Source organism: Thermodesulforhabdus norvegica (assembly GCF_900114975.1).
GTDB lineage: Bacteria > Desulfobacterota > Syntrophobacteria > Syntrophobacterales > Thermodesulforhabdaceae > Thermodesulforhabdus > Thermodesulforhabdus norvegica.
Genome location: NZ_FOUU01000002.1, coordinates 239,768 through 265,143, shown reverse-complemented (window position 1 = coordinate 265,143; position 25,376 = coordinate 239,768). Strand labels below are relative to the sequence as shown.

Annotated in this window: 21 protein-coding genes; 7 read left to right on the top strand and 14 right to left on the bottom strand. The window is 53.3% G+C overall.

Annotation, left to right across the window (positions count from 1 at the left end; all coding sequences use genetic code 11):
- The 7 genes from BM091_RS04850 to BM091_RS04820 form a co-directional block, all read right to left on the bottom strand.
- Positions 1-2,628: a PEP/pyruvate-binding domain-containing protein gene (locus BM091_RS04850; RefSeq protein WP_093393905.1), complete on the bottom strand. Its 2,628-nt coding sequence runs from the start codon at positions 2,626-2,628 to the stop codon at positions 1-3.
- Positions 2,629-2,700: 72 nt separating this feature from the next.
- Positions 2,701-3,405, bottom strand: a complete 705-nt coding sequence (locus tag BM091_RS04845; RefSeq protein WP_093393903.1) for a hypothetical protein — start codon at positions 3,403-3,405, stop codon at positions 2,701-2,703.
- Positions 3,406-3,407: 2 nt separating this feature from the next.
- Positions 3,408-4,697, bottom strand: coding sequence for a sulfite exporter TauE/SafE family protein (locus BM091_RS04840; RefSeq protein WP_093393902.1), 1,290 nt, complete (start codon positions 4,695-4,697; stop codon positions 3,408-3,410).
- A gap of 20 nt (positions 4,698-4,717) precedes the next feature.
- Positions 4,718-5,158, bottom strand: a complete 441-nt coding sequence (locus BM091_RS04835) for a sigma-54-dependent transcriptional regulator (RefSeq protein WP_093393901.1) — start codon at positions 5,156-5,158, stop codon at positions 4,718-4,720.
- The gene (locus tag BM091_RS04830) at positions 5,155-5,550 is read right to left on the bottom strand and encodes a response regulator (protein ID WP_218148811.1); all 396 of its coding nucleotides are present in this window, start codon (positions 5,548-5,550) and stop codon (positions 5,155-5,157) included. The genes BM091_RS04835 and BM091_RS04830 overlap by 4 nt, the downstream gene beginning before the upstream one ends.
- Positions 5,531-7,270 carry a sensor histidine kinase gene (locus tag BM091_RS04825; protein ID WP_093393899.1) on the bottom strand — a complete coding sequence of 580 codons (1,740 nt, stop codon included), beginning with the start codon at positions 7,268-7,270 and terminating at the stop codon, positions 5,531-5,533. Before BM091_RS04825 ends, BM091_RS04830 begins: the two co-directional genes overlap by 20 nt.
- Positions 7,257-7,670 carry a response regulator gene (locus tag BM091_RS04820; protein ID WP_093393898.1) on the bottom strand — a complete coding sequence of 138 codons (414 nt, stop codon included), beginning with the start codon at positions 7,668-7,670 and terminating at the stop codon, positions 7,257-7,259. Before BM091_RS04820 ends, BM091_RS04825 begins: the two co-directional genes overlap by 14 nt.
- A 269-nt stretch (positions 7,671-7,939) precedes the next feature.
- On the opposite strand from BM091_RS04820, the gene BM091_RS04815 reads away from it, so the two are divergent.
- Genes BM091_RS04815 through BM091_RS04785 form a run of 7 tightly spaced genes read left to right on the top strand, consistent with a single transcriptional unit; the run spans position 7,940 to position 17,041 of the window.
- Positions 7,940-8,872: a sensor histidine kinase gene (locus tag BM091_RS04815; RefSeq protein ID WP_093393896.1), complete on the top strand. Its 933-nt coding sequence runs from the start codon at positions 7,940-7,942 to the stop codon at positions 8,870-8,872.
- Entirely contained in the window at positions 8,856-9,227 is a 372-nt protein-coding gene (locus BM091_RS04810; RefSeq protein WP_093393895.1) for a hypothetical protein, read from the top strand. Before BM091_RS04815 ends, BM091_RS04810 begins: the two co-directional genes overlap by 17 nt.
- Positions 9,224-10,903, top strand: a complete 1,680-nt coding sequence (locus tag BM091_RS04805; RefSeq protein ID WP_143083097.1) for a sensor histidine kinase — start codon at positions 9,224-9,226, stop codon at positions 10,901-10,903. Before BM091_RS04810 ends, BM091_RS04805 begins: the two co-directional genes overlap by 4 nt.
- Positions 10,900-12,381 (top strand): sigma-54-dependent transcriptional regulator, encoded by a 1,482-nt coding sequence (locus BM091_RS04800; protein WP_093393892.1) that lies wholly within the window; start codon positions 10,900-10,902, stop codon positions 12,379-12,381. The genes BM091_RS04805 and BM091_RS04800 overlap by 4 nt, the downstream gene beginning before the upstream one ends.
- Positions 12,363-14,024: a sensor histidine kinase gene (locus BM091_RS04795; protein ID WP_093393890.1), complete on the top strand. Its 1,662-nt coding sequence runs from the start codon at positions 12,363-12,365 to the stop codon at positions 14,022-14,024. Before BM091_RS04800 ends, BM091_RS04795 begins: the two co-directional genes overlap by 19 nt.
- A gap of 23 nt (positions 14,025-14,047) precedes the next feature.
- Complete coding sequence (locus tag BM091_RS04790) at positions 14,048-14,443, top strand: response regulator (protein ID WP_093393889.1); 396 nt, start codon at positions 14,048-14,050, stop codon at positions 14,441-14,443.
- Between the two features lie 6 nt (positions 14,444-14,449).
- Positions 14,450-17,041, top strand: coding sequence for a PEP/pyruvate-binding domain-containing protein (locus BM091_RS04785; RefSeq protein ID WP_093393887.1), 2,592 nt, complete (start codon positions 14,450-14,452; stop codon positions 17,039-17,041).
- Between the two features lie 4 nt (positions 17,042-17,045).
- On the opposite strand, the gene BM091_RS04780 is transcribed toward BM091_RS04785, so the two are convergent.
- From BM091_RS04780 to BM091_RS04750, 7 genes are all read right to left on the bottom strand, one after another.
- A complete protein-coding gene (locus tag BM091_RS04780) occupies positions 17,046-17,885 on the bottom strand; it encodes a universal stress protein (RefSeq protein ID WP_093393886.1) in 840 nt (279 codons plus the stop codon).
- Positions 17,882-19,780: a hybrid sensor histidine kinase/response regulator gene (locus BM091_RS04775; protein ID WP_093393884.1), complete on the bottom strand. Its 1,899-nt coding sequence runs from the start codon at positions 19,778-19,780 to the stop codon at positions 17,882-17,884. Before BM091_RS04775 ends, BM091_RS04780 begins: the two co-directional genes overlap by 4 nt.
- A gap of 210 nt (positions 19,781-19,990) precedes the next feature.
- Positions 19,991-21,805 (bottom strand): methyl-accepting chemotaxis protein, encoded by a 1,815-nt coding sequence (locus BM091_RS04770; protein ID WP_177193524.1) that lies wholly within the window; start codon positions 21,803-21,805, stop codon positions 19,991-19,993.
- A gap of 260 nt (positions 21,806-22,065) precedes the next feature.
- The gene (locus BM091_RS04765) at positions 22,066-22,497 is read right to left on the bottom strand and encodes a response regulator (protein ID WP_093393881.1); all 432 of its coding nucleotides are present in this window, start codon (positions 22,495-22,497) and stop codon (positions 22,066-22,068) included.
- A 70-nt stretch (positions 22,498-22,567) separates the two neighbouring features.
- The gene (locus BM091_RS04760; RefSeq protein WP_093393879.1) at positions 22,568-24,178 is read right to left on the bottom strand and encodes an SLC13 family permease; all 1,611 of its coding nucleotides are present in this window, start codon (positions 24,176-24,178) and stop codon (positions 22,568-22,570) included.
- Between the two features lie 78 nt (positions 24,179-24,256).
- On the bottom strand, positions 24,257-24,709 hold the full coding sequence (locus BM091_RS04755; protein WP_093393878.1) for a response regulator: 453 nt from the start codon (positions 24,707-24,709) through the stop codon (positions 24,257-24,259).
- A 21-nt stretch (positions 24,710-24,730) separates the two neighbouring features.
- Positions 24,731-25,321 carry a CBS domain-containing protein gene (locus BM091_RS04750; RefSeq protein ID WP_093393876.1) on the bottom strand — a complete coding sequence of 197 codons (591 nt, stop codon included), beginning with the start codon at positions 25,319-25,321 and terminating at the stop codon, positions 24,731-24,733.
- Positions 25,322-25,376 lie beyond the last annotated feature (55 nt).

The window sequence follows — 25,376 nt, the reverse complement described above, 5'->3', positions numbered from 1 at the left end:
CTATCTCCAGGCCAGAGCCTCCAGGTCCTTCAAAAACCTGTTCCTGTAATGCTCCACCGACGATGAATCGGCCATGATCATGTCCAATTGCCGGGTATGTATTATAATGTATCCCAGTACACGAAGACGGCCAAGCATTGTCTCTTCGGGATGACCCTCGATGCGGGCCGTCAAAGAGTCTTCGGTGACCCTGGTACTGAATCCGTAATCTTCCAGAATGTCCTGTATGAAAAGGGCTCTCATGATCCTTCTTTTTAGATCCGCCGCGCCTCCTTTAAAGCGAAAGCTCACGTAGTTTTCTCTCTTCCGCTCGCTCACATAGGCTTCCACAACGGAAAAGTGAAAGCCGAAGCGGGATTGAAGGCTGCAGTAGTGGCGAGATATCATGAAGTAGTTTTTTACGCCATAAGGCGAGGATAGCCCGGGATCCAGGTAAGGGTTCATGGTTGCTTCATGAAGGATTGCCATAAAGCCGCGGGCATCAACCGGAGGCGGGCCCTCCCAGGGGACTGCCGTCATCCCTTCCCACAGAGCTATCATGGGTTTACAGGCAATCTGTTCCAGAGAAACATAAGGCCCTTTCACTTCCTCCCTGAAGCCCCCGTCCAGGTCCAGCAGCCAGAACTGCATGGGGATGTCCGTCACCAACCTTTTGGCACTCTTTTCAGGGAAAGCATGCTCCGTCCCGAAGCTGAACATCTCTAACACGGCCTTTTCGTGACAGAAACGGGTAATATCGTGATAGGTTCTGCAATACCTGGGACGGAACTCCCGCGAATCAGGATCAAGGAGCGTCAGAGGAACGACATGAGAAGCTATTCTGCTGAGAAGGTCGTGCACGGGCGTACCCACCATAAGAGGCCTTGCAGTCCGGGTGTTATCACCTTCTGCCGGTCTGTGCTCTCCATCAATTACCATGCACCGTAAGGCATCAACCGTAACGATCTGCCCCTCCTTCAGGGCGGCGATCGCTCCGGTCATTCCGAAAACCGCCGGTATGTTGAATTCCCTTGCCACATGGGCCAGATGTCCCGTGATACTGCCTTCCTCCGTAACCAGAGCCGAAGCCTGTCGGAGTGCCGATGCCCATGCCGGGAGGGCCTGAGCCGCCACGAGAACTGCGCCTTCCGGAACCCGCAGCAGATCGGCATGACGCCTTAGAAAAAACACCTGCCCGGACGCAACCCCTGGAGAGGCCGTCGTTCCTCCCTGAATTATAACCGGCAGGTCGGTTCTAAAATCACCGACGACGCGGGGCTTCTGCGCTACCTGAAGAGGACGGGCCTGGAGTATGACGATTCTCCCCGCTGAATCAACGGCCCATTCAATGTCCTGAGGCTCTCCAAAGTGTTCTTCTATCTTTACGGCAAGGTCGGCAAGTTTTATCACTTCTTCGTCCCTGAGAGAGGGCTGCAAACGTTCTTCTCCGACAACTTCAAACCTGCATATTCCCTCATCGGGCAAACACACGAACTTCCGTTCCTTGTCCCGAATGCGCTTTTCGATGATCTCATGGGGTTTTCTGCGGGTCACCAGAAACTCATCGAAGCGCCCTGTCCCATCCACAACGGCCCGTGGAAGCCCCCAGATTGAATTGATCAGGAGCACATCATCGCTGCCGAAGGGATGGCGGGTGTAAAGAACCCCACCCGCCACGGCATCCACCATGACCAGACAGCCGACGGCCATGGCAAGCCCCTCCTCAAGAATTCCGTGTCGGTAGCGGTAGGTCATGGCCGTCAGGTTGTAGAGGCTGGCAATGACTTCTCTGTAAGCGTCGAAGAGGGAATCCTCCGACACATTCAGCACAGACCGATATTGACCGGCAAAAGACACCCCCTTTGCATCTTCCCCGATGGCACTGGACCGCAGGGCAAGTCTGACCGACGGGCCAAGCCTCTTCTTAAGAGCATCAACATGGGACAGGACTTCGCGCCTGAGTTCTTCCGGAACCGCACTGTTCATAAAAGCCTTCTGGAGCCGGGTGCTCATCCTGTAAAGCCCGTCCATGTCCTCCCGGTCGGCACTCTGTATAATGCGGGCTATCTCGTCCTGAAGACCGTGTTCTCTGACGAAAAGCCGAAAGGCTTCGGTCGTTATAACGAACCCATCGGGAACGACTACACCCAATCGATTCCTCAACTCTCCGAGATTGGCCATTTTGGGCCCTACCAGATCGGCCTCTTCGCGGGTTACGACGGAGAGATCCACGACAAGAGGGGGTGATGGAAGGTCGGCAGAGCAGGAAATCGGGGATTCCTTCAGTTCACCCTGAATCCTCCGCCTTATGGATTCAAAAACGTCGTAAAGTTCTCGATACCTGTCATCGGCCAGGATATTCAGGTTCTGAACCATAGTGTACACCTGTGTGGTTATCTCGGTACAGGCAGCACGAATATAGGACATACCGAAAGGACGGGTGCCTCGAAGCTTCTCCTCAATATCGGTCATTATGGCCAGGGCCCTGTTGTTTGCCTCGATGAGGCGGCGGAAGGCCAGATAGCGGGCTTGAAAGGTAAGGCGGAGTTCATTTATATCGTGGGTTTTGAGAGAAGATGACCGAGGGCGGCGTGAGAAAAAAGGTCCGGCCAACCGTTTTATAGCTGAGATGAAACCCGCCATGGTCATCTTCACTCTCCGATGTGAGTGACCCCGCGCAAAAGCGCGGGGAGGAGGTGTGAGAAAAGGGGGGAGGAAAACTCACACCTCCTTTTTCGCTCCGGCCTTCATCTCCAGCCCTATGCCGTCAAAGAGCATCAGAATCGCACATCCCCACCACATTGTGTAAATAACGTAGAACAGGAGGGCGAAAGTGAGGATTCCCGCTTTTTCGGCCACTTTTTTCGGCTTTATACCGTAAAAGTTATATCCCACTTCAACCGCGCGGCTCTGGATATCCTTTGCAAGTTTTGCCAGGGCAAACTGCTTCTGGGGCGTAAGTTCTTTATTCAGCATTCCAAGGGTCTTCCACCAGGCAAAGAGAACCTGACGCTCGTCAATCCCGTAGCGCTCTCTTACGGCCTCACCTCGATTGTAATACATATCATCCGAATCGGCTACGGCGGCAGAAAGAAGAACGCCCAGATCTCCCCTGAGATGCACAGCGTTACCCTCCGTCCAGGTTGTGATCCCGTTACTTGAGAGAATCCTCTGTATGTTGGCTTTCAGAAGTTCCGATTCGATGCCTAGCCTGACCTCTACAACCTTTCCCCTAGCCGATGAGGCCTTCTCGCTCATTTCCTTCATGAAGTAGCTCGAGCCTTTTGAGATCTGATTAAAGAGGCGGTCTGCGGCGTGAAAAGCGTTTTCACCACCGAAGTAGGGTTGAAACATAATCCAGAGCACGACGAAGAAGGTAATCGTTAATACGACACCTGCCGTGAATTGTCTTCCATGCTTTATCATCTTTATGCCTCCCCTCTAAGAACCTTCAGGTTTCCTGCAAACTTAGACAGCACCCAGACGCCAAAAATGCCGATCAGAACGAAGAAGACCCAATTTCCCACAACCGAAAGCGTTTTCACCGATGCCGGAGAAAGGCTTATGACCTTCATATCCACGAGCTTTCCGGGAAGGGCAAAGAGCCGGTTCAGGAAACCCGCAAGTATTGTGGTTGCATAAAACCCCCGTATATAGATCCCTTTAACGACCTTTGTCGTGAGAGCACCGATCTGGATACCCAGAAGAGATCCGAGAAGCATTCCCATGGCCAGCGTGTAGAAGATGAACCCGTAGATGGCATACTGGCTTATTGAGGCATATCCTGCCGTGAATATGATCTGAAGGATATCGGTTCCGACCGTCGTGAAGGAAGAGACGCCGAGGACATAAACGAATATCGGGAAGGTCAGGAATCCGCCACCCACTCCCATAATAGCTGCAACCATTCCCACGACAAAACCGGCAGCGGCAACGAACCAAGCCGAGATCCTCTTACCTCCCGGTACGAGGTCCATGTCGAATCTTATGGTAGGAGGGATTGATAGGGACTGCAGTCGTGCCGGCAGCCCGACTTTCCCGGAAGCTGCTCTGGTCCCTTTTGGGCTTTCGCCGTGATGGCCTCCCACATCCACACCGGATTTTCGAAGCCTCAGGAAGTCAACAAAGGCATAAATACCGAGGAAGCCAAGGAGCACGACATAAACCACGCTGATAAAAAGATCGCTCATAACGGGGTTATACTCGTATATTGCCCTGTTAAGAGTTCCTCCCACCGTCACTCCAATTCCCGAACCCACGAGAAAAGCAATTGCAAGTCCGACACAGACGTTTCCCAGTTTTTTATGGACCACCGTGCCCATGATGGCCTTTGCGAAAATGTGGAACAGGTCCGTTCCAACGGCAAGAATCCCCTTGATGCCCGCACTCATAAGCGCAGGGGTTATAACGAAGCCGCCTCCGGCACCTATGCAGCCCGTTATGAGTCCGGCACAAAGCCCGACGAGTATGGAAATCAGAAAGATCCTGGTGTTGTAAAAGGCAGGGGCATAGGCCGACTTGCCGCCCAGAACGGCCGGAAGTTCACCGCCCGACGCCGCAAAGCCCACGGCAAAAAGCAACGCCGGTAGCGCGGCCACTGCAAGAAGGAAAAGCCTCTTTTTACTCGTGACGATGTTCCGTACCGTGTCAATCTCCCACTTTGCATGGGCCACCGAAGCGGCCAGCAAGGCTTCATAAGTTTTGCGAATTAAGCTCATACCCTGATTCCTCCTTTTTGTTATGTTTCCTCGTTTTCTAGCTCGCCCTGTGCAATCTTTCGCCTCAGGGCAATCCTGGTCTCGTGAAGCACCTTTTTTTGATAGGCATCCTGCACCTTGTAGAGCAGTTCGTCTATGTCCATTGGTTTCATGAGATAGTCGAAGGCACCCAGTTCCATCCCCGTTACGGCCGTTTCCACATTTGCATGTCCCGTAAGCATGATCACCTCCACAAGAGGATGCCTGGCCTTTATGGCTCTCAGGGTTTCCAGGCCATCCATACCCGGCATCTTTACATCGAGGATCACCACATCGAAGGGATCCTGACTCAAACATTCCAGGGCTTCCTCTCCGCTTTTCACCCCCTTTACCTGCACACCCCGCTTTTTCAGCCTTTTCATCAGGGTTTCCAGGAAATCCAGCTCGTCATCGACTACAAGAAGCCTTATGTTTTCGATCATGCCTCTCCCCCCTTTCTATGAGAAAGGGCCTTCTTTATGACCTGGAGAAGCGTGTCGAAATCGCAGGGCTTCCCCAGGTAGTCGAAGGCGCCCAGTTCTTTTCCGGCCCGGGCAGCCTCTTCAGAACCGTGTCCCGTAAGCATGATGACCGGCATGGAGGGCTCCATGATCCGGAAGATCCGAAGCACCTCCAGTCCGTTCAGATCCTCCATTTTCAGATCCAGCACGACCACGTCGAAGGAGCCGCTCCTGAGCTTGTTGAGCGCCTCCTTGCCTGAGGAGGCACACTCCACATGGAAGCCCCGTTTTTTCAACCTCCGCGACAGCACGTCCGTGTAGCCCACTTCGTCGTCCACAATCAGAATCCTGCCGTTATTCCGATCTTCCACCACGGCTTTCTTCCTCTTCGCGGATCACGGGAAGATAAACCCCAAAGGTTGTTCCCTGTCCCACCACGCTATCGACGGTGATTTCGCCGCCCAGCCGCTTAACTATCCCGTAGCAGATGGAAAGCCCCAATCCCGTGCCCTTGCCTACCGGCTTTGTCGTGAAAAAGGGATCGAAGATTCTGGGCAGTATGGACTCGGGAATACCGGGTCCCGTATCGGCGACGGTTATGACGACCCAGCCGTTCTCCTGGGAGGTCCGCAGGGTGAGTTCTCCTCCGCGGGTGTCCATGGCATCAAGGGCGTTGTTTATGAGATTAAGCAAAACCTGCTGGAGTTCTGATGGGGAAGCGAGCACGGGTTTTATAGCATCGGCGCATTCGACCTTAAGATTCACGCGATCGTAACGGGCCTTCTGGCTGACGACCCCAACGACATCTTCGACTACATCGTTTACATTAACCTCCTGAACCCGTGCATCGCTTCCACGGGCAAAGCTCAGGAGCTTCTGGGTTATGTCCTTGCAACGGGCTCCCTGAGTCTTTATCTGACGGACCGTATTGGCAATCTCCGCCACCAGATCCTCACGACCCGCAGACTTTGCCACGGCCTCGATCTCGGGCAGGAGATCCTCAATCCACCCGGCCTCTTCCACCATGATGGCAACGGGGTTGTTAATCTCGTGAGCCACGCCGGCGGCAAGCTCACCCAGAGACGCAAGCTTACCGGTCTGGATCACCTGTTCACTGAGAATCTCCTTTTCACGGTCCGCCTGCTCAATTCTCTCCGCCACCCTGTAAGAGAGCGCCCAGGCAACGAGGACGACGGTAACGATGCTCAGTGCCACGAGGGCAATGCTGAAACGCCTTGCCGCGTAGAGTTCGGAAAAGGCATCGCGGCTGTCCTGCTCGTAGATCATAAACCAGTTACCGTTCTTAAGAGGTTTTGCCACGTAGAGTGTCCCGTTTATCTCCCTGTACGGCGCTACTGCATCGGTTCTTACCCGATTCAGCCCTGACGATCCCGCAACATCTTCTCCGAAAAGGGTTTCGAGAATCTTCCAGGGTTCCATGAGGGGCTGGAATGAGACGGCAGTCTGGTACTCGCCAAGCCGGTTCACGATGAAAGCGCGGCCCGTTTCGCCCACACGAACACTTTCAACGAGACGGGTAAAGCCGAGAAAATCTATGGTTGCACGGAGTATCAGGAAGGAATCACCGTAAGCAACCTGAACGGCAACGATGAAGTGAGGAAGACCTCTCAGGCCGAGAAAAACATCGCTTATGAAATAGGGCTGCTTGCTGGCTTCTTTGAACCACCTGGCATCGGCATAGTTGGCCCTGACGAGATGGAAAGGGCCGGCATAGGCAATCTGGTACCCGGTGGAGTCCACACATCCCAAATCGACATAAACCCCGCCGAAATTTCTCTGGAGGTTGTTAAGAATCTCCGCCAGACCGGCACTATCCGTCAGCTTCTCAAGGGGCATCAGGGTTGCAAGAGTCTGAATTTCCGCAAGCTTCTCCCTGAGAAATTGATCTATCTGTCGGGCATGCTTTTCCACGATCTCCTGAATGTGACCGATAACTCTGTGCTTGTAGGAGGTGTGAAAGCGGTATCCGGCAACGGCGGCCATAAGGAAAAGAGGAATGAGAGATACGGCCACTATCGTTAAGGCTATGGTGCGTCGGAGCGACCTGTAATAGAGCTCTTCATTCCTTCCCATCGCTCCTTCTCCTCTTTCCGCCACAACAGCACTCGGCGTAGACCAGGATTACCTCTCGAAGGGCCACCAGATTTCCCTTTTCGACCACCGTAACGCGTCCGTGCCAGCCCGGCGGAATGACTCCATTCAGGGCGTCGGGGGGCAGATCGAGAGAGTGAAGGATGACGACCATGTGCGGACTCTGGCTGCGAAGGGTTTCTAAAGAGTTCCACATTGAGCCGTGAAGCAGTTCCGCATCCAGTATGACGATGTCGTAAGATACCCCCGCCTTACCTCCGACCACCCCGTCTCCCGGTGCGGTTTCCACCTCGTGCCCGTCTCTGAGAAGCTCTCTCTGCAGAAGCGACCGAACGTGTCTGTTTCTGTCTATAACCAACACCCGACACCCCGAAGGTTCCATTGTTCCGTAACTCCGTGCACTTTCCGGTGAACTCGCAGGACCTGAGGGCAAGTAGCATGCCACACCTCAGGAGCCCGAAAATCACTGCATCGCAGCACCGAACCACCCGTCGGGGTGTTGGCAGGCTTTACAGATGTGTAAAGTCTGCCGACAGGGACTAACGCCGGAACCGGCTTCCCGGATCACCTTTGAAGACCGGCGGCCAGATGGCCCGGCATTTGCTCATATAGCCTGAACGAATCAGGACTGATCAGGACTGAGGGCCGATCATGAACCCGGGAAGCCTTATGAGTCTTGCACTTCAGTGGAGCTGCGCGCTGGTCGCCCTTTACGGAATCCATGTGCACAAGACGAAGGCAGAAGTCGGCGGGTTGTTATGCCTTGTGCTCATGTCTTCGTGGCAGTACCTGAGGCACGAGAGGCGAATTGAGGCGCTCAAAAAAGAAAAGACCGTGGTCAGGGAAAGTCTTATAAGGTCTCAAAAGCTTGCCGCTCTGGGCACACTCGCATCCGGCATTGCCCACGAAGTCAATAACCCTCTCGCCGTGATCGACCAGGAGGTTCAATGGATTGAGGGCCTGATATCGAGAACTCCGGAAAAGATTGCAGATGATCTTCTCGGTGAAATCCGGGAATCCCTTTCGGTCATAAGAGATCACGTAAGGCGGTGTGCCGAGGTAACCCGCCGGCTTCTTCAGATGGCACGGCAGGATAGGCCCTTATTGCAACAGATAGACCTCAACAGACTGGTTGACGACGTGATCAGAACGGTTGAACGGGTTATCGGAAACAGGAAAATCCTTTTCGTAAGAAATCTCGATCTCGCCCTTCCACCCGTGAAGACCGATCCCCAGATCGTCCGCCTGATATTGGTAAATCTTCTGAATAACGCCGTTCACGCCCTGGAAGACGAGGGAAAAGGAGAAATCGTTATTTCAACAGGTCGAAGCAATCACGGGACGGTCTTCTTCTCGGTTTCAGATAACGGCCCCGGTATTCCGGAGGAAATCAGGGAGAAAATATTCGAGCCTTTCTTCACGACAAAGGACGAAGGCACCGGAACGGGCATAGGGCTGGCGCTCTGCCAGGTTCTTGCAGACAAACTCGGAGGGGCCATTGATGTGGACAGCGCTCCCGGGCGGGGAACCACTTTTACGGTCTGGTTAAGCGGAGGTGAGGCGGGCTGTGAAATTAAGCCGTGATGTGGTCGGCATTCCCGTTATTGTTACCGTAGCCCTGATGGGCGTTATGATCCTGATAAGCCTGGGTATCTTGGCAGACAGAGCCATCCGCAATGCCGTCATCGAGCAATTTAACGGTCAGCAGATGATCCTTGCCGACGTTGCGACAAAATCCATAGCCGAGAAGTTCAGCAGGCTTACGCAACAACTGAGCCCTTCAACAAACCCGGTGGGCGAACGGGAGGATTTAAAATCCTGGGGGGTTCTGGAGGTTGCGCTTCTCGACTGCGCCACGGGAAGTTTTCAGGTCAGGAGTCCCTCTTTGGAGCTTCGATCCGGGCCTGCAACTCCGCCGGGCCGACATGGCTCGATGTGACGAAGGAGTACAACGGAAGGCCTCTGGGACTCCTCGTGGTCCCGTCAGAAGAAGGACCGTTTATCGTTGCCCTTATCGATGTTTATCTCTTTCTGGAACCCCTTCTTCGGGAAATAAGATCGGGGAAAACTGGATATGCCTGGCTCATCGACGACCGGGGCCGTTTTCTCTACCACCCCATGGATTCCTTTGTGGGCCGGAATGCCTTCTCCATAAGAGAAAAGGTGGCACCGGGCCTTCCCTACGAGTCGATTAACCGCATTCAGAGGGCCATGATCAGAGGCGAGAGGGGAACCGGAAGGTACTGGTCGGCCTGGCACAGAGACTGGGTTGGACCGGTCGAGAAACTCATAGCCTACACCCCCGTGAAACCTGAATCACCCGAGGGTATTTCCTGGTCTCTTGCCGTGGTTGTTCCCATATGGGAGGTCGAGGGGACCGTCAGATCCGTTGGTAAAAAGCTTTTTGCCGTTTACGGGTTCGTTTTCCTGATCCTGGTGGGCGGCGGGATTTTCATCACCTACCGGGAACGAAAGTGGACAGACAATCTAGAGCGACTGGTGGAAGAACGAACACGAGAACTGCGCCGTTCAGAAGATCGCTACCGTTCTCTCGTGGAAAGCGCAGAGGACTTCATATTCACCATAACCCCCGACGGTCTGATCGGCTCAATAAACAGCTTCACGGCCCGCTTTCTGGGAATCTCCCCCCTCAGTGCCGTCAACAGGCCCGTTGAAGAAATCTTTTCCCCTGAGGCGGCGTCAAAGCTCAAGGAGATGGTTGCCCGTGTACTAACCCACCGCAGGAGTTGCCGCAAAGAGATCGAAGCTCCTCTGAAACCGGGCGCCGCCTTAATGTTCCTCTCCGTTACGGTATGTCCCTTCGGTTTTGAAAACCCCGAGGGCGAAGCCGCCCTTTGCATAGTCCGTGATCTTACGGAACACAGGAAGCTGGAACGTCAGCTTATCAATGCCGAGAAACTGGCTTCTCTGGGAACCCTTGCGGCCGGGGTTGCCCACGAAATAAACAACCCTCTGGGCGTGATTCTTGGTTTCTGCGATCTGCTTAAAGAAAAGTTTCCCCCCGATTCCGAGGAATACGAAGATCTGCTCACAATCGAAAAGCAGGGTAGCCTCTGCAAAAGGGTGGTGGAAAACCTTCTGAGCTTCGCCCGAAAAAACGGCAGCGAAAACGGTAAGGCCGATGTGAATGCCTGCATTTCCGAACTGCTTCGCCTGGTAGGCCACTTCCTCGAACAGGGTCACATAGAAGTCGTCACGGAGCTCCAGGAAAACCTTCCCTGCGTGGCAGCGGACCCCGGTGAGTTACAGCAGGTCTTTCTTAACCTGATCACCAATGCCAGGGCTGCCATGAAACAGGGAGGAACACTCTCCATAAGAACCTTCAGGGACGGGGCCGAAGGGCCCGTGGTTGTTGAAGTTGCCGACACCGGAGAAGGAATTCCCGAAGAGTACCTGGACAGAATATTCGAGCCTTTCTTCACAACAAAGCCCGAAGGGGAAGGAACGGGATTGGGGCTTTTCGTAACGTACGGGATTGTCACAAGGTACGGGGGAACCATCACCTGCGAAAGCTCCGCTAAGGGGTCGGAAGGTCGTGGAGGAGGTACGCTTTTCCGCATCAAGCTCCCGGCAGTTCCGGAGGAAGACTCATGAAGGATGAAACCATCCTGGTGGTCGACGACGAACCCGATATGCTTCGTCTTCTGGAACGGATTCTCACGACCAGAGCAAATTACAGGGTTCTGAAGCATTCAGATCCCTATGCGGCGCTGGAAGAGCTTAAAAAAACGAGAGTTCATGCCGCTGTGGTCGACCTGAAGATGCCCGGCATGGACGGAATACGCTTCATTCAGGAAGCGAAAACCATTCAGCCTGACCTGGAGGCCATCGTGCTCACGGCCTACGGGACCATCGAGTCGGCGGTGGAAGCCGTTAAAAAGGGAGCCTTCGACTACATCACCAAGCCTTTCAAAAAAGAAAGGCTCCTGATCGCCCTTTCCAGGGCACTGGAGTGGAGGAGAATACTTGCCGAAAACAGGAGCCTCAAGGAGATAATAGGCGAGCAGGAAGAAAATCTGGGAATAGTGGGAAGCAGTGAGGCCATCTGTCGCGTGCGCGCCATGATTTTTCAGGTGGCCCCCACGAATGCCACGGTGCTTATAACGGGTTCCAGCGGAACCGGAAAAGAACTGGTAGCCCAGGCGATACACAGGCTGAGCTCCAGGCGAAGCAGGAGATTCGTCAGTATAAACTGCGCCGCAATTCCAGAATCCATTCTGGAAAGTGAGCTCTTCGGCTATGTCAGAGGGGCCTTCACCGGAGCGTGGAAGGACAGAAAGGGCCTGATCGAGGAAGCTCAGGGTGGGACGCTCTTTCTCGATGAGGTCGGCGATATGCCCATGGCGGTTCAGGCAAAACTGCTCAGGCTTCTGGAGCACGGTGAATACAGGCCCCTCGGTAGTAACGAATTGAAAAAGGCCGACGTGAGAATCATAGCGGCAACGAACAAAAACCTGGAAAAGGCCGTAGAAGACAAAACCTTCCGGGAAGATCTCTACTATCGCCTTAAGGTCTTCCACATCCACGTCCCCGACCTGGACGAGCGCAAAGAGGACATTCCCATCTTAAGTCAATTTTTCCTGAAAAAATATGCTCACCTTCACGGAAAACCCGTTCGCTCCCTTTCCCCCGAAGCTCTGCGTCTGCTCGTCTCCAGGACGTGGCAGGGCAACGTCAGGGAGCTGGCCCACACCATCGAGCGGGCGGTTATTCTTTCAACAGGAGAGGTGCTGGAGCGGGAACACCTGCTCTCCCACCAGGCAACCCGTAAAACCGAAAGAGACCCCGGGTCTCCCTGTAAAACGTTAAACCGGGAGGACGCCGAAGAGGTCTCTTTTATACTCACATTGCCCTTCAAAGACGCCAGAAACCGGATCATTCGATGGTTTCACAGGCTGTACATAACTTCGCTCTTAAGAAGATGCGGAGGCAACGTCTCACGGGCGGCAGAACTGGCCGGCATTCAGAGGCAGTACCTCCATCAGATCATGAAAGAAGAAGGCATTCAGGCTCAGGAATTTCGTTCTCGGGAAAGTCATCAGGCAGGCCGGACATGGAACGACGATATCTGACACTTCAGATAAGGATCATCGGAGCAATCATGTTCTTTTCGGTAATGCCCATCGCAATCCTTGGAACGTCGATTTATTACGAATTTCACAGATCCTACACCCGACAGGTAACCGAGTATCTGCGGTCCATAGTGGAAGATCGGCGGCACGCTCTGGATCTCTTCTTCCGTGAAAGGATAGCACAGCTTTCGACGGTTGCCCACACCAACTCCGTGGAACAACTGAAAGACGAAGAATACCTGGAGTACATTTTCCGGCTCATGCAGGGTCAATCACGCTTTTACATAGACCTGGGAGTGATTACCCAGAAGGGGGATCATATTGCCTACTGCGGCCCCTATGCCCTCAAAGGGGTTAACTACTCCGACGCCCGGTGGTTTCGGGAAGTCATGAGGCGCGGGACCTACATAAGCGATGTATTTCTCGGAGTAAGGCAGTACCCTCACTTTATCGTGGCCGTGAGTCGCCACGAAGAAGATCGGTGGTGGATCCTGAGAGCCACGATAAACACGGACTTTTTTGAGTCTCTGGTAAAGACCGCACAGATCGGGGAGGGCGGAGATGCCTTCCTGCTCAACGAAGCCGGTGTTTATCAAACAACCCCACGCTTCCAGGGAAAACTTCTCGATGCAATTCCGGGATTCAGATGGCCGCACTTTCGGGGAACCCGCGTGGTGGAAATGGACTTCCGGGGCAGTCGTTCCCTCGTGGGCACGGCCTGGCTTGAAACCGTTCCCTGGCTCCTGGTCATAACCATAGACCTCACAGAAGAGCTGAAACCCCTGCATCAAGCGGGAAGGCTCAGCCTGATCATCGGCCTGGGAGGCGTCGCGATCGTTTTCATCGGAGCCTTTTTGGTATCCCGGGCAATGATCAACCAGCTTATAGAGGCCGAAAGAGAAAAGGAAGCCCTCGATGCAAGCCTTCTTCAGTCGAGCAAGATGATGGCACTGGGGCGTCTGGCTGCCGGCATCGCCCATGAAATCAACAATCCACTGTCGGTGATAAAGGAAAAGGCGGGATGGCTTAGAGACCTCCTGGAAGAAGAAGACATCTCTTCAAGTAAAAACTTCCAGGAGTTTGCCGACGCCGTGGAAAAGATCGAATATCACGTTGACAGGGCCAGAACGGTAACGCACAGGCTGCTGGGCTTTGCAAGACGCATGGAACCCGTTCAGGAGTCGGTGGATCTTCACAGGATTCTCGAGGAGTGTCTGAGCTTCATAGAAAACGAAGCTTTTCATCGCAACATAAAAATCGTAAGGAATTTCGATCCAGAGCTCCCTCTCATCACAACCGACCCTTCTCAACTTCAGCAGGTTTTTCTGAACATCCTCAACAACGCCATGGACGCAGTAGATAAAGACGGCACCGTATGGATCGACACCTACTACGACGATTTCCGGCAACAGGTGGTGATCCGGATCGCCGACAGCGGACCCGGCATCCCCGAGAACATCATCGACAGGATTTTCGATCCCTTCGTGACCACCAAAGCTCTCGGCAAGGGAACGGGACTGGGCCTTTCGATTACTTATTCAATAGTTCAGAAACTGGGAGGTCGCATAACCGCCGAAAATGCTGCTGAAGAAGGCAAAGGAGCGGTCTTCACCGTCCTTTTGCCCGTGAAGGCACCGGTTTAACGACGCCCTAAAAGAGGTGACCCATGGCGGAAAGGAAGTGCCGCGTACTGATAATTGATGACGAACGGGATTTTGTGGAAACCCTGGTAAGGCGTCTTGAACGCCGTGGATTCGAAGCATACGGCGCCCTGCGCGGTAAAGAAGGGATTGAACTTCTCGAAACCCATGATGTTGACGTCGTGGTGCTGGACATTCGCATGCCCGAAATGGACGGCCTGGAGGTTCTGGAAATCATAAAAAGACGCCGACCTTTCGTAGAGGTTATACTCCTTACGGGTCATGGTTCCCTGGAATCCAGCCTCAAAGGCCTGGAACTCGGGGCTTACGACTACATGCTGAAACCGGCCGACCTCAGGGCATTGATCGAAAAAATACGAGAAGCCCACGAGAGAAGGCTCCTGAGAATGGAGCAGAAGTGAAGAGGTATGAGGATCTTCAGGTATTTATCGAGAAAAGGTAAAAAGAGAGCCTTTCAGAGGGAAAAACTCAGACAGAAGCTCAGGGAAAGGTATTCGGACTTTCTGGAACTCCTCAGCTCCAATGTGGAGCTGGCCGACATCATTTCGGACATATCGGAGACCCTCAGAACCGGTAAGATCGTCGGCATGAATTACGTCCGATCCCGGGCAACCCTGGCGGTCTCTCACGCTCTGAGGATGATAAGAGCACTCAACCGGATGTCGGGAAACCGTTATGCTTCACTCTACGAGGTCTTCGATAGCCTGAAGAATTCCATTGAAAAAGAGATCTCCCTTGCTCCACCCTCTCTTCCCCGCACCATCGTCTTCCCTCTTTCACACGTGGACTTAACCATGGGTGATTGGGTGGGAGGTAAAAGCGCTCACCTGGGTGAAATAGCTTCCCGGGCAAAGCTCCCCGTACCGGAAGGATTCGCCGTAAGCGTGAAGGCTTTCCACATCTTTTTTGAAAAGAACGACCTTAAAGCCGAAATTTCTAAACTCAAGCAACTCACGGACTTCAACGACACTGCGGCGACGCAGAACCTGAGCGAACAGATTCAGGCACTTATCCTCAGATCCCCCGTTCCCGACGAAGTGAAAGACGCCCTTCTGGCGGCCTTCGACGGTCTTGCACGGAGGAAGAAGGCCGAAGATTTCTCCGTTGCCGTGAGAAGCAGTGCCGTTGGCGAAGACACGGAAAGGAGCTTTGCAGGTCAGTATGTCTCCCTCCTGAACGTCTCGAGGGAAAAGCTCGTTGATGCTTACAAAATAGTCGTTGCAAGCCTCTACACGCCCCGAGCCCTGGCTTACAGATTCTACAGCGGAATTCCCGATGAAGACGTAACGATGGGGGTTTTGTGCCTTGAGATGATCGATTCAGTGGCCGCCGGTGTAATTTACACGGCGGATCCAACCTCGCCTTCCTCAAACCAGATAATCATCTCCGCAGTATGGGGGCTGGGTCCCTATGCCGTCGAAGGACGCGTGCAACCGGACAGATACGTGGTAGATCGAAGCCGGCCCCTGAAGATTGCGGAAATCCGGGTCTCCGAGAAACCCGTCCAGCTGGTGAGAAACCCGTCGGGAGGACTCAGGGAAACCGCCGTCAGCCCGGAAAAGATCACGGCCCCATGCCTTCGGGAAGATCAGATAATAACCCTCGCAGAATACGGCCTGCGCCTGGAGTCCCACTTCGGATGCCCTCAGGACGCAGAATGGGCTCTTGACCCCGAAGGTCGCCTGCTGATCCTCCAGAGCAGACCTCTCCAGTACGTGGAAAGGGAGAAAGACGGCCGGGACGAAGTGGTGGAGGTTAAAGGGCTTGAGCCCATTATTTCTGGAGGCGAAACGGCCTGTCCCGGAGCAGGAGCCGGCAGAGTTTTTATAATCAGGGACGAAGAGGATTTAGACAAATTCCCGGAAGGCGGCATCCTCGTCGCCAGGCACTCGTCGCCTCAGTTCGTGGTTTTGATGAACAAGGCTTCAGCAATCGTCTGTGAATACGGCTCCACAACGGGCCACATGGCATCGGTCGCAAGGGAGTTCGGCATACCCACACTTCTGGGCGTACCGGGCGCTATGGAAAGACTTAAAGAAGGGATGGAAGTGACCGTCGATGCCACAGGAAGAAGAATTTTTGCCGGAACGATACGGGAGCTTCTGAGAAACAGAGATCGTCGAAAGGCCACCGTCCCGGGCACACCCGTTCATAACATTCTCGCCAGAGTCGCCCAGTACATAGTGCCGCTCAACCTCACATCACCACGGGATCCCTCCTTCTCCCCCCACAACTGCAGGACCATTCACGACATCATGCGGTACGTTCACGAAAAGTCCTACGAGGAGATGTTCACCATTGGCGATGCTCTGTCAGACGAAATAAGGTTCGCACTGCGCGTCAAGGCCTCACTTCCCATTGATCTCTACATCATAGATCTGGGAGGTGGACTCGCTAAAGAAGACCTCTTCCTGGAGAAGGATTCCGTGGAAATCGAGGAAATAGTCAACCCTCCACTGAGAGCACTTCTTTCGGGGATGACCGACGAGAAGGTAAGGCAGAAAGAGCCACGCCCCGTGGACCTGAGAGGCTTTCTCTCGGTAATGACGGAACAGATGCTATCGCCCCCGAAACTCGGAGCCGAACGATTTGGCGATCGGAGTTACGCAATGATTTCCGATAAATATCTTAACTTCAATTCCCGTGTGGGCTATCACTACAGCCTCCTGGACGCCTATTGCGGAAAAACGGTTCACAAAAACTACGTATCCTTTTCCTTTATGGGCGGAGCGGCCGACGACCTGCGGCGGCACCGGCGGGCTGAGTGTATCGGCATTATCCTGAAAGAACTGGGCTTCTCCGTTGAAGTAAAAGGCGACAGGGTAACAGGCCGAATAGTAAAATACGAAGCCCCCTATCTCCTGGAGTGCCTCAGGCAGATAGGCCTCATGCTGGAGTACACAAGGCAGATGGACATGCTCATGTCAACGGATAAATCTGCAGAATTCTTTGCCCGGAGGTTTCTGGAACAGAATTACCGCCTCGACGACCTCTGCTGACCCGCTATCTTCCGACCCACAGACAGAATCCCTTCAGATGGTTCAGTATCACGTCACAGCAGGACCCGCGAAACCACCCCTTCTTTTCTCCCCGACCCGTTTTGCCCATGGCAACAACGGCGTACTTCTCACGCTTCAGCTTATCCAGAATCACATCGGCAGGCTTGCCTCCCGCAACCATTTCCACGGAAATCCTTTCTGCGGGAACGCCGTTTTCTCGGAGCATCTCCACCGCCTTCTCCAGTATCCCGGCCCCTTCCTCTTCTTTTTCCCTGGTTTCGAGAACATGGAGAACCGTAATGTGATGGAGAGACTCCTCGGAAAGCATAAAACCAACATGGTCGGTCACGGCAAAGGCCGCCTCAGACCCGTCCACACATACGAGGCACCCCCGACGGTCCTTTTCAAACTCCCGGCATATCCAGACCGGAAAGGGAATAGGCCGCTCCAGAATCTCCCGGCTCACGCTGTAGGAGAAGAGTTTCTCAAAAATCGTGTAACCCCTCCGGCCCAGAACCACGGCGTCGTACAATCCCTGACGGCCCTCCCGGATTATGTCCTTGACGGTCCCGAATTTTCTGCTTGTGATCTTGAACTCTATGTTTTCCCTTTTGAATCCGTTTTGAACAAGGATGTGTTCTGCCGTTGCAAGAGCTTCCTTAACCCGGGCTATAAGCTCCTTTTCCCCATCTTCCTCCTTTTTCCCCGCCATCGCTTCGGGTGGGGCAACATAGAAAAGAGTCACCTTCAGTTTTTCCACATTTCTGAAAAACCCGGCCACAAACCTTACCCCGTAAAGGTAGCTCGGATTGTCACTCACCGTTACCAGAACATGCCTGTTCATGAGCTTCTCCACTTTTCAAGAAGGCGCATAACATCGGCCATCGAGAAGGGTTTGTTAATAACCTCAACGAATCCCTTATCCGTAAAAGCTCCCCCTTTCTTCTCAACAGCATAACCCGTCATTACCACAATCTTGATGTTTTCCTTCCGGGAAAGAATCCCGTCGATCAGCACATAACCGTCCATTTCTCCGGGAAGGCCCAGATCGGCGATCACGATATCGACGGCGTCCTTAATACTTTCGAAGATCTCCAGGGCTTCCCTACCATCACCGGCTTTATGAACGGTAAAGCCTTTCCTTGCAAGAAATTCCGCCAGCATTTCCCGAAGCGGTACCTCGTCTTCCACGAGAAGGACGCAACCCTTCTTCTCCTCCGGACCATCCGGTTTCGGCACACCGGCATCGTCAGCCACCCCGCCGCACTCAGAGCAAAGAGCCGGAAGATAGATGTCAAAAGCCGTTCCCTTTCCCGGCTCGCTCCTGACGTCGATAAAACCGCCCAGACTTCTCACCTCAGAGTAAACCACATAAAGACCCATCCCTCCGGGCCTCACCTTGGTGCTGAAGAAAGGCTCGAAGATTCGCTTCCGCGTGACCTCGTCCATTCCAACTCCGGTGTCCTCAACGGTGAGCCTGACGAACCGACCGGCCTTTACTCCGGACTCCGGAGGAATGTCCCTTTCCCGAAGTCTGACGTTTTCCGTTCGGACTACAATGCTGCCACCGTCGGGAATGGCCTCCTGGGCATTCAGGGCGAGGTTCGTTACGATACGTTCGATCTGCCCCGGCCTGGCATTGACGGCCCAGAGATCGGGCGCAAGATCCATCCGGAAGTGAATGTTTTCCCGCAGGAGCCGGCGAAATGTGCGTTCCCATTCCACAAGCACTGTATTCAGAAAAATCGGCTGCTTCTCTTCTTTATCCTGCGATCCGGCAAACCTCATGAGGTGGGTGCAGAGATCGGAGCCGCGCCTTACGGCCTGCCGGACCTCCGCCATGCAGGCCTTAACCGCCTCATCCTCAAGGCGATCTTCGGGGATCAGCTCCGTAGCAGCCTGAACGATCATGAGAATATTCCTGAAATCGTGGGCTATTCCCAGGACAAGCCTTCCTACGGCTTCGAGTTTCTGAAAGGTCCTCAGATACTGCTCCATCCTGCGCTCTGAAGTGACATCCTGAGCAGTCTGGATTGCTCCCCTGATAACCCCTCTCTCATCGTAGATTCTCCCCGCAATCAGCTTCACCGCTTTTACGGAATCCTCCACAGAAAATTCTGTCTCCACCACGACGGCACCTTCTTTAAGCCAGACTCCGGATCTTTTGAACTTTTCGGCAATTTCTTCGGGCGTCATCGTTATGAGGAGCTCCGCCAGGGTCGGAGGCGGGCTTTCTCTTTCCGGATATAAAGGCGAAAAATCAGGCTTTCTACCCAGAAGCCCTTCCCTGGACATGCCCGTCAGCTTTTCACAGGCCCTGTTCCAGAGAATCACCCGCCCACCGGTATCCACGGCAAAGGTCGGTATCGGGATAGAGTCGAAAAGAGTCTGCATGAAGCGGAAGGATTCCTGTTCCTTCTCCCGTATCTTTTTCTCCATCTCCACAGTGGAGACCAGAGCCTGAAAGGATTTTCCCATATAGCAGATGCCTACCAGGACCAGAAGGGATGTGGATAAGGCGATCAACTCTTCCACAACAAGGTATCCCGCACTATCCTCCGTGACTTCCAACAGTCCCACGATGCGGCGGGCAATCATAAGGACAAAGGCAACGCACAAAAGCGTCCACCCCACACGCTGAAAAGCCCTTTTGCCATAAACAAAGGCCATCGTAGCAGCAGCTAACTGAAGAAAAGTCGATAAAATCAGTATTAAAGCGATAACCTCCGGTTCTTTCATAAGTCTTTCTCCTGAAGGTCCTTAAAGCGGGGCCATCACACCCGTGATTACCTCTCTTCTAAAAGCCATCCAATCCTCTCACTCCCGTTAACCACTGTGAACAAGTGTGGTTATCACAAGTTACAACAAATATTAACGATAAATTTCACTGGACATATCGACGCTTACCGGAAGCTAAAACGTGCATAAACGTCCCCATCAAAATATTCTCTATGTGAAGTCCTGGCACGGAACAGATCCTCCCGCCTTCATGCCGGCCATGCGGGCAAGCTGGATCATGGAGTTATTAAGGATTTCCACCGAGTTTTTTATGTCTGAAGAAATGGCGGCAACTTCCTCGGCAAGCCCTGCGTTGCGGGCCACAACCCGATTTATTTCCCCAAAAGCGCTGTTTAACTGCTCTATACCCCTTCGCTGTTCACCTGATCCCCGCACCACTTCTTCCATCAGAGCAGCCATTTGACCTGAGCCGTTGACGATCCGCCTGAAAGAGCTCATGCAATTCCTCACAACATTGCGCCCTATGCCTATTTTCGCTTGAGAAAGCTCAATAAGCCGCGCCGAGTCCTTTGCGGCCTCGGCGGCTCTGAGTGCAAGAACCCTCACCTCGTCGGCCACAACGGCAAAACCTGCCCCCGCATTTCCTGCTCTTGCGGCTTCCACGGCGGCGTTAAGAGCGAGAAGATTGGTTTGAAAGGCTATGTCGTTGATCTTCTTCACAATAACGGAAGTTTCCTCACCGGCTTTGTGTATTTCCTTCATGGCCGAAACCATATTACGCAAAGCCTCCTGAACCTCACCGACCACCCTTTCGACCTCAAGGGCAAACTCACCTGCCCTTTGTCCCTTGTCTTCGTTAGCCCTTGCCATGGCGGCAATTTCCTCCAGGGATGCAAAGCTTTCTTCCACGGAAGAGGCCTGCTGTGTTGCCCCTTCCGCAAGGTCTCTGCTGTTCTTTTCAAGCCCCATAATCTTTCCCGTGATATCGGTAACCCTGCGGTTTACCTCCTCAACGCTGACCACTACAGGACGGGTGATGGACCTGGAGATCAGAAAACCCAGGACTACCCCCGTGATAAGCGTAACTGCGCTTCCGACAAGAAAGATCTTCTTCAGAAGATTTATTTCGTTCCTCGTTCGGCCACGCAGGTCGTCGAGCAATTTCATCAGGTCGTCAAGGGCGGCGCGCGATGCTCCTATCATCTTATCTTCACCCTGAAGCTTAACCTTGAGGGCATTTCTGTATTCCTCACCGGCTTTCTCATAAGCAGAAAGAAGGACTGCAAGCTCGCCGGCCAGCGTCTTCAGCTCTGAATTGCCACTTACCTCTGCAAGTTTGGTGAAATCCTCAAGGCAGACTTTAACCTTCTGTAATTGCTCGTCGTAAGCACCAAAGGCTTCCAGCGTACCCAGATTAACGGCATACATCCCTCTTACCCTGAGCGTAAGGAACCCGGCATAAAAGGCTTCAAAAGAGGATATGAGTCCTGCCGCCTTTTTGATCTCACCGAGATCCCCCGCAGAAAAGGCCGACCGCTGGAACCCTTCCAGTTTGTTCTTCAGGGCCTGCAGTCTTTCGGTTACGTCCCAGGCCAAATCCCTCCATCTTGCAAAGGCATCCAGTCTGGGTTTATATGATCCGACATAATCACCGAGAAAGGCCTTTTTATAGGCTTCAAGATTCTTAAAAAGAGCTTCCGTCTCAACCCCGTAGTAAGACCTTACGACCGGATGCTTATTCAGATCGTCAAGGAGATGGCGCAGTTCTTCGTAATTTCTCTGCCACTTTTCAACCGAATTGAGTTTATCTCCCCTGACCTTTTCAAAGCCTCTGAGTGCGAAATTCTTCTCCTGCCTCCTTAACTCCAGAACCCACAGGGTCGCTTCGTTAACCTTTTCTTCCAGAAGCCCCAGAACCTGAGCTTTACTCAACCCATAGTAACCGACTGCCGCTACGGCCCCCACGAGCAAAACAAAGACGACGACAAGAAAGGCTATCCTGGTTCCTATTCTCTCCGCCACCATGCCCAACCCCTTCTTAGACTCCTTTCGCTTGCCTCCTCGCACCATCAGGGCAAATTCCATGCCCGGCATTGCTTTGGGAATTTTAAGGGAAGGGAGAGGGGTGAGGGTGTCGGAATGCTTTACAGTGTGTGTCCGTTTTGTTTACAGTGTCGGCGGTCAGAAGACATAAGCGGCGCGGCAGGGAGGGCACCGTGAAAGCCTTGCCGCGCCGCAAAGGGAGCTCACTCCTCCGGGAAAGGGGGGATAACCCGGAAGGAGCGTTACTCCACCATGGAAAGGGCATTACGGATGGCGGCCTCTCTGATTTTCTCTTCGTGAGCCCGCTTCTTCTCCGTGGCCTCCGTGACCTTCCTGATAAGCTCGTCTATGTCGCAGGGCTTCATGAGATAATCGAAGGCCCCCTTCTTCATGCCCTCAACGGCATTTTCCACGGTGGCATGCCCCGTCAGCATGATAACCTCAATCAGTGGAAAACGGGCTTTTATTTCTCTCAGGGTTTCTATGCCGTCCATACCCGGCATCTTAACATCCAGTATTACCACATCGACGTCTCGATGGTTATCCAGCTTTTCCAGGGCTTCTTCACCGCTGAGGGCACTTATTATCTTGAGATTTCTTCTGGAAAGCCGCCTCGTCATGGCCTCAACAAAGGCCTCTTCGTCATCTACGAGCATCACATAAGGTTCCCGCATGACCCGCTCCTTCTGCAGAAAATTTCCTTTAACCGGAACCCCGCAGGAATCGCAGGGTTCCCTGTTATCTTTACTTTACACCTCCGGAAGCAAGCACGTTCCGTGCCGTCTCAAGTAACCCTTCGGGAAACCCCACGAACGGGTAAATCACCATAAACCCCAGCACCCATACTATGGCAAGGGACAGGAACCAGACCACGAACCCGTATTTTACGAAGTCCACCGGCTCTATGGCGTTTCTTCCCGTATCGGGATAAGTTCCCAGGGCATAGACTATGGCGTTGTTAGGAGTACCCACAATGAGGAAGTGGGCAAAGGATGTGGCAAAGGCGGTGGCAAGACCCGATGCCCAGGGTTCTGCCGGATGTCCCGACATAATGCTCATGGGAACAACAATGGGTCCGAGAAGCGCAGTTACTCCGGCATCGGACATGAAGTTGGTCATGAGTCCCGAGAAGGTCGAAAGCCCTATCCAGAGCCCCAGGCCCTGACCTATGCCCAGGGACTTGAGAGCATCCAGGAAGGTACTGGCAAGCCACATTGCGGCACCGCTCTGCTTCAGCAGTTCACCCAGAGTAAGAGCCCCGCAGTACATGAACCAGGCATCCCAGGAAATGCCGTGGAGGATTTTCTGCCACGAAGTGATACGAAAGACTATGGGAATGAGGAGTGCAAGGAGCGAAGGGCCGCCAAGCCCCAGATCATGTCCTCCGAAGATCCAGAGAAAGAGGATCAGGAGGAGCATTCCCAGGGTAACCCATTCCTCGTATTTCATTTTGCCCATACGCTTCGTCTCTTCCTTGAGAGCCGCAAGGCCGGGTGTGAGGTCCTTTGTCTTGATGTTTCGGCCGAAAACGATAAGCATATAGACGGCAACCATGAAGCCGAGAACGGGGGCAAGAGGGAAACCGTATTTCATCCAGGTAAAGAAATCCATGGGCACCCTGTAACCTTCCCAGAATCCCATCATCAGAACATTTCGACCGCCTGCTGCCGGAGAACCCACGCCTCCCACGTTGAGGGAAAAACAGAGGGCAAAAAGCAGAAACTTTGCCAGTGCCGGATCGTGGTCAATCCGTCCTGAGGGGCTTCGTGCAACAACAGACCCGTAATAAACCGCCATAATCACCGGGGTCATGAAGGCACACATAGCATGAGCCGAAATAAAAGAACCAATTATGGACATGCTGATACAAAGGACGAAAACGGGGATCAAAAATCCCCGTGTCCAGCCCAGAATCCAGGCGGCAAGTCGCTTGTGAAGCCCCACTTCCACGACGACAACCCCCATGGCAAGAACCCCCAGAAGGAACATGGGAGCATCACCCGCAAAGCTCTTGCCCACCTCTTTCTTGGGAAGCAGCCCCAGAAAGTAAGCCAGTATGGGCATCAGAATCCCCGTAAGACCTATAGGTAAGGCCTCGGTTGCAAAGAAGATAACAGCCATGGGAATGATCCCCAGAACGATCATGCTCTTTCTGGCGGCTTCATTTGCATCGTGGGCCAGATGCCATTTAATCATCTGGTCGGCAAAACCCTGTTCGGAAACGACCCGAATCAGGCTCTGAGGCGGTGGTATCAGAAAACCGACTATTATGAAAACGGCGACACCCACACAGAGCCATAAAGTTTTGTTTGCCAGAATACCTTTTTTGGCGGGTACATGTACATCGTGAGCCATGACGCAAATCCCCCTTTCGCATGAAAAGTTCACGCGACCACCTTAAAAAATCAGATATAAGCTAATTTTTTCGGTAAGTTACGGGTCTTCTCTGTCTTCCAGAACCGCCCTGGGCGATTCAAAATACCTCATCATTTTCGCCTTTCTTATTCGCTCCTCCTGATCCGCTTTTCTGGCATAGGCGCCCTGAACCTTTTCAACGAGATCGTCAATTTCCGTGGGTTTTAACAGGTAATCGTAAGCCCCGAGCTTCATGCCTTCGATGGCCGTTTCGACGGTGGCATGACCGGTCAGCATTATCACCTCGGTGAGAGGCTTTATGTTTTTGATTTCTCTAAGAGTCTGCACTCCGTCCATTCCCGGCATGGCCACGTCGAGTATAACCACATCGTAGTTGTATTCTTTTATAAGCTCCACCGCCTCTTCCCCGCTGTAGGCCCTGGAGACTTCGAAGTCCCTCAGTGCAAGCCTTTCGGCCAGAGAATCGGTAAAATCCTTTTCGTCGTCGACAATCAAAAGACGCAGTTTCATTTCTCCCCCCTATGAAACATTCTACTGTATCGGGCATGCCTCAATCTCCGATGCAATCACCTCAAAAACATCCACAAGCCTGAGTATCCCCACAATCTCTTCCTTACCGTTCAGAACCAGCAGTGATTGATGTTGACCCATCACCAGTTTGTGAACCGCTCTGTCAAGGGTATCCTCCTCCCGGACATACTCTCCTTCCTGCGGGGTGTACATAAAGTCCCGAACCTTTCTCTCCGCAGCCTTCTGACAGAGGTCCCTTAATCCCGAGGAAAAAAGCTCGTACCTTTCAATGAGATCTTCCAGAAATTCGGCGCTGAATCCGCTGGCAGTGACTCTGGGGACAGAGGAAGAATCCATGATCCTGGCATAGCGCGGCTCAAGGGCTCTGAGCACGTCGAGCTGGCTGACTTTACCCACAACCCGCCCCTCGTCGTCAAGCACGAGGACGGCTCTGTGAGGATAGCGTATCTCCTGAGAAGTCCTCGTTTTTTCGAGATATTTTCGTTGAGCCTCCTTAAGCACCCGGACGGCCTCCTGGAGCGTTGCGTTCTCACCGACGGTTGCATACTCCCCAAGAGGTATCATAAGATCCTTAACCCTGAACTGCTTCATTTCTCTCTCCTGTGCCCGAGGTTAAGAGAAATTCGTCACAATCGCCAGAGCAATA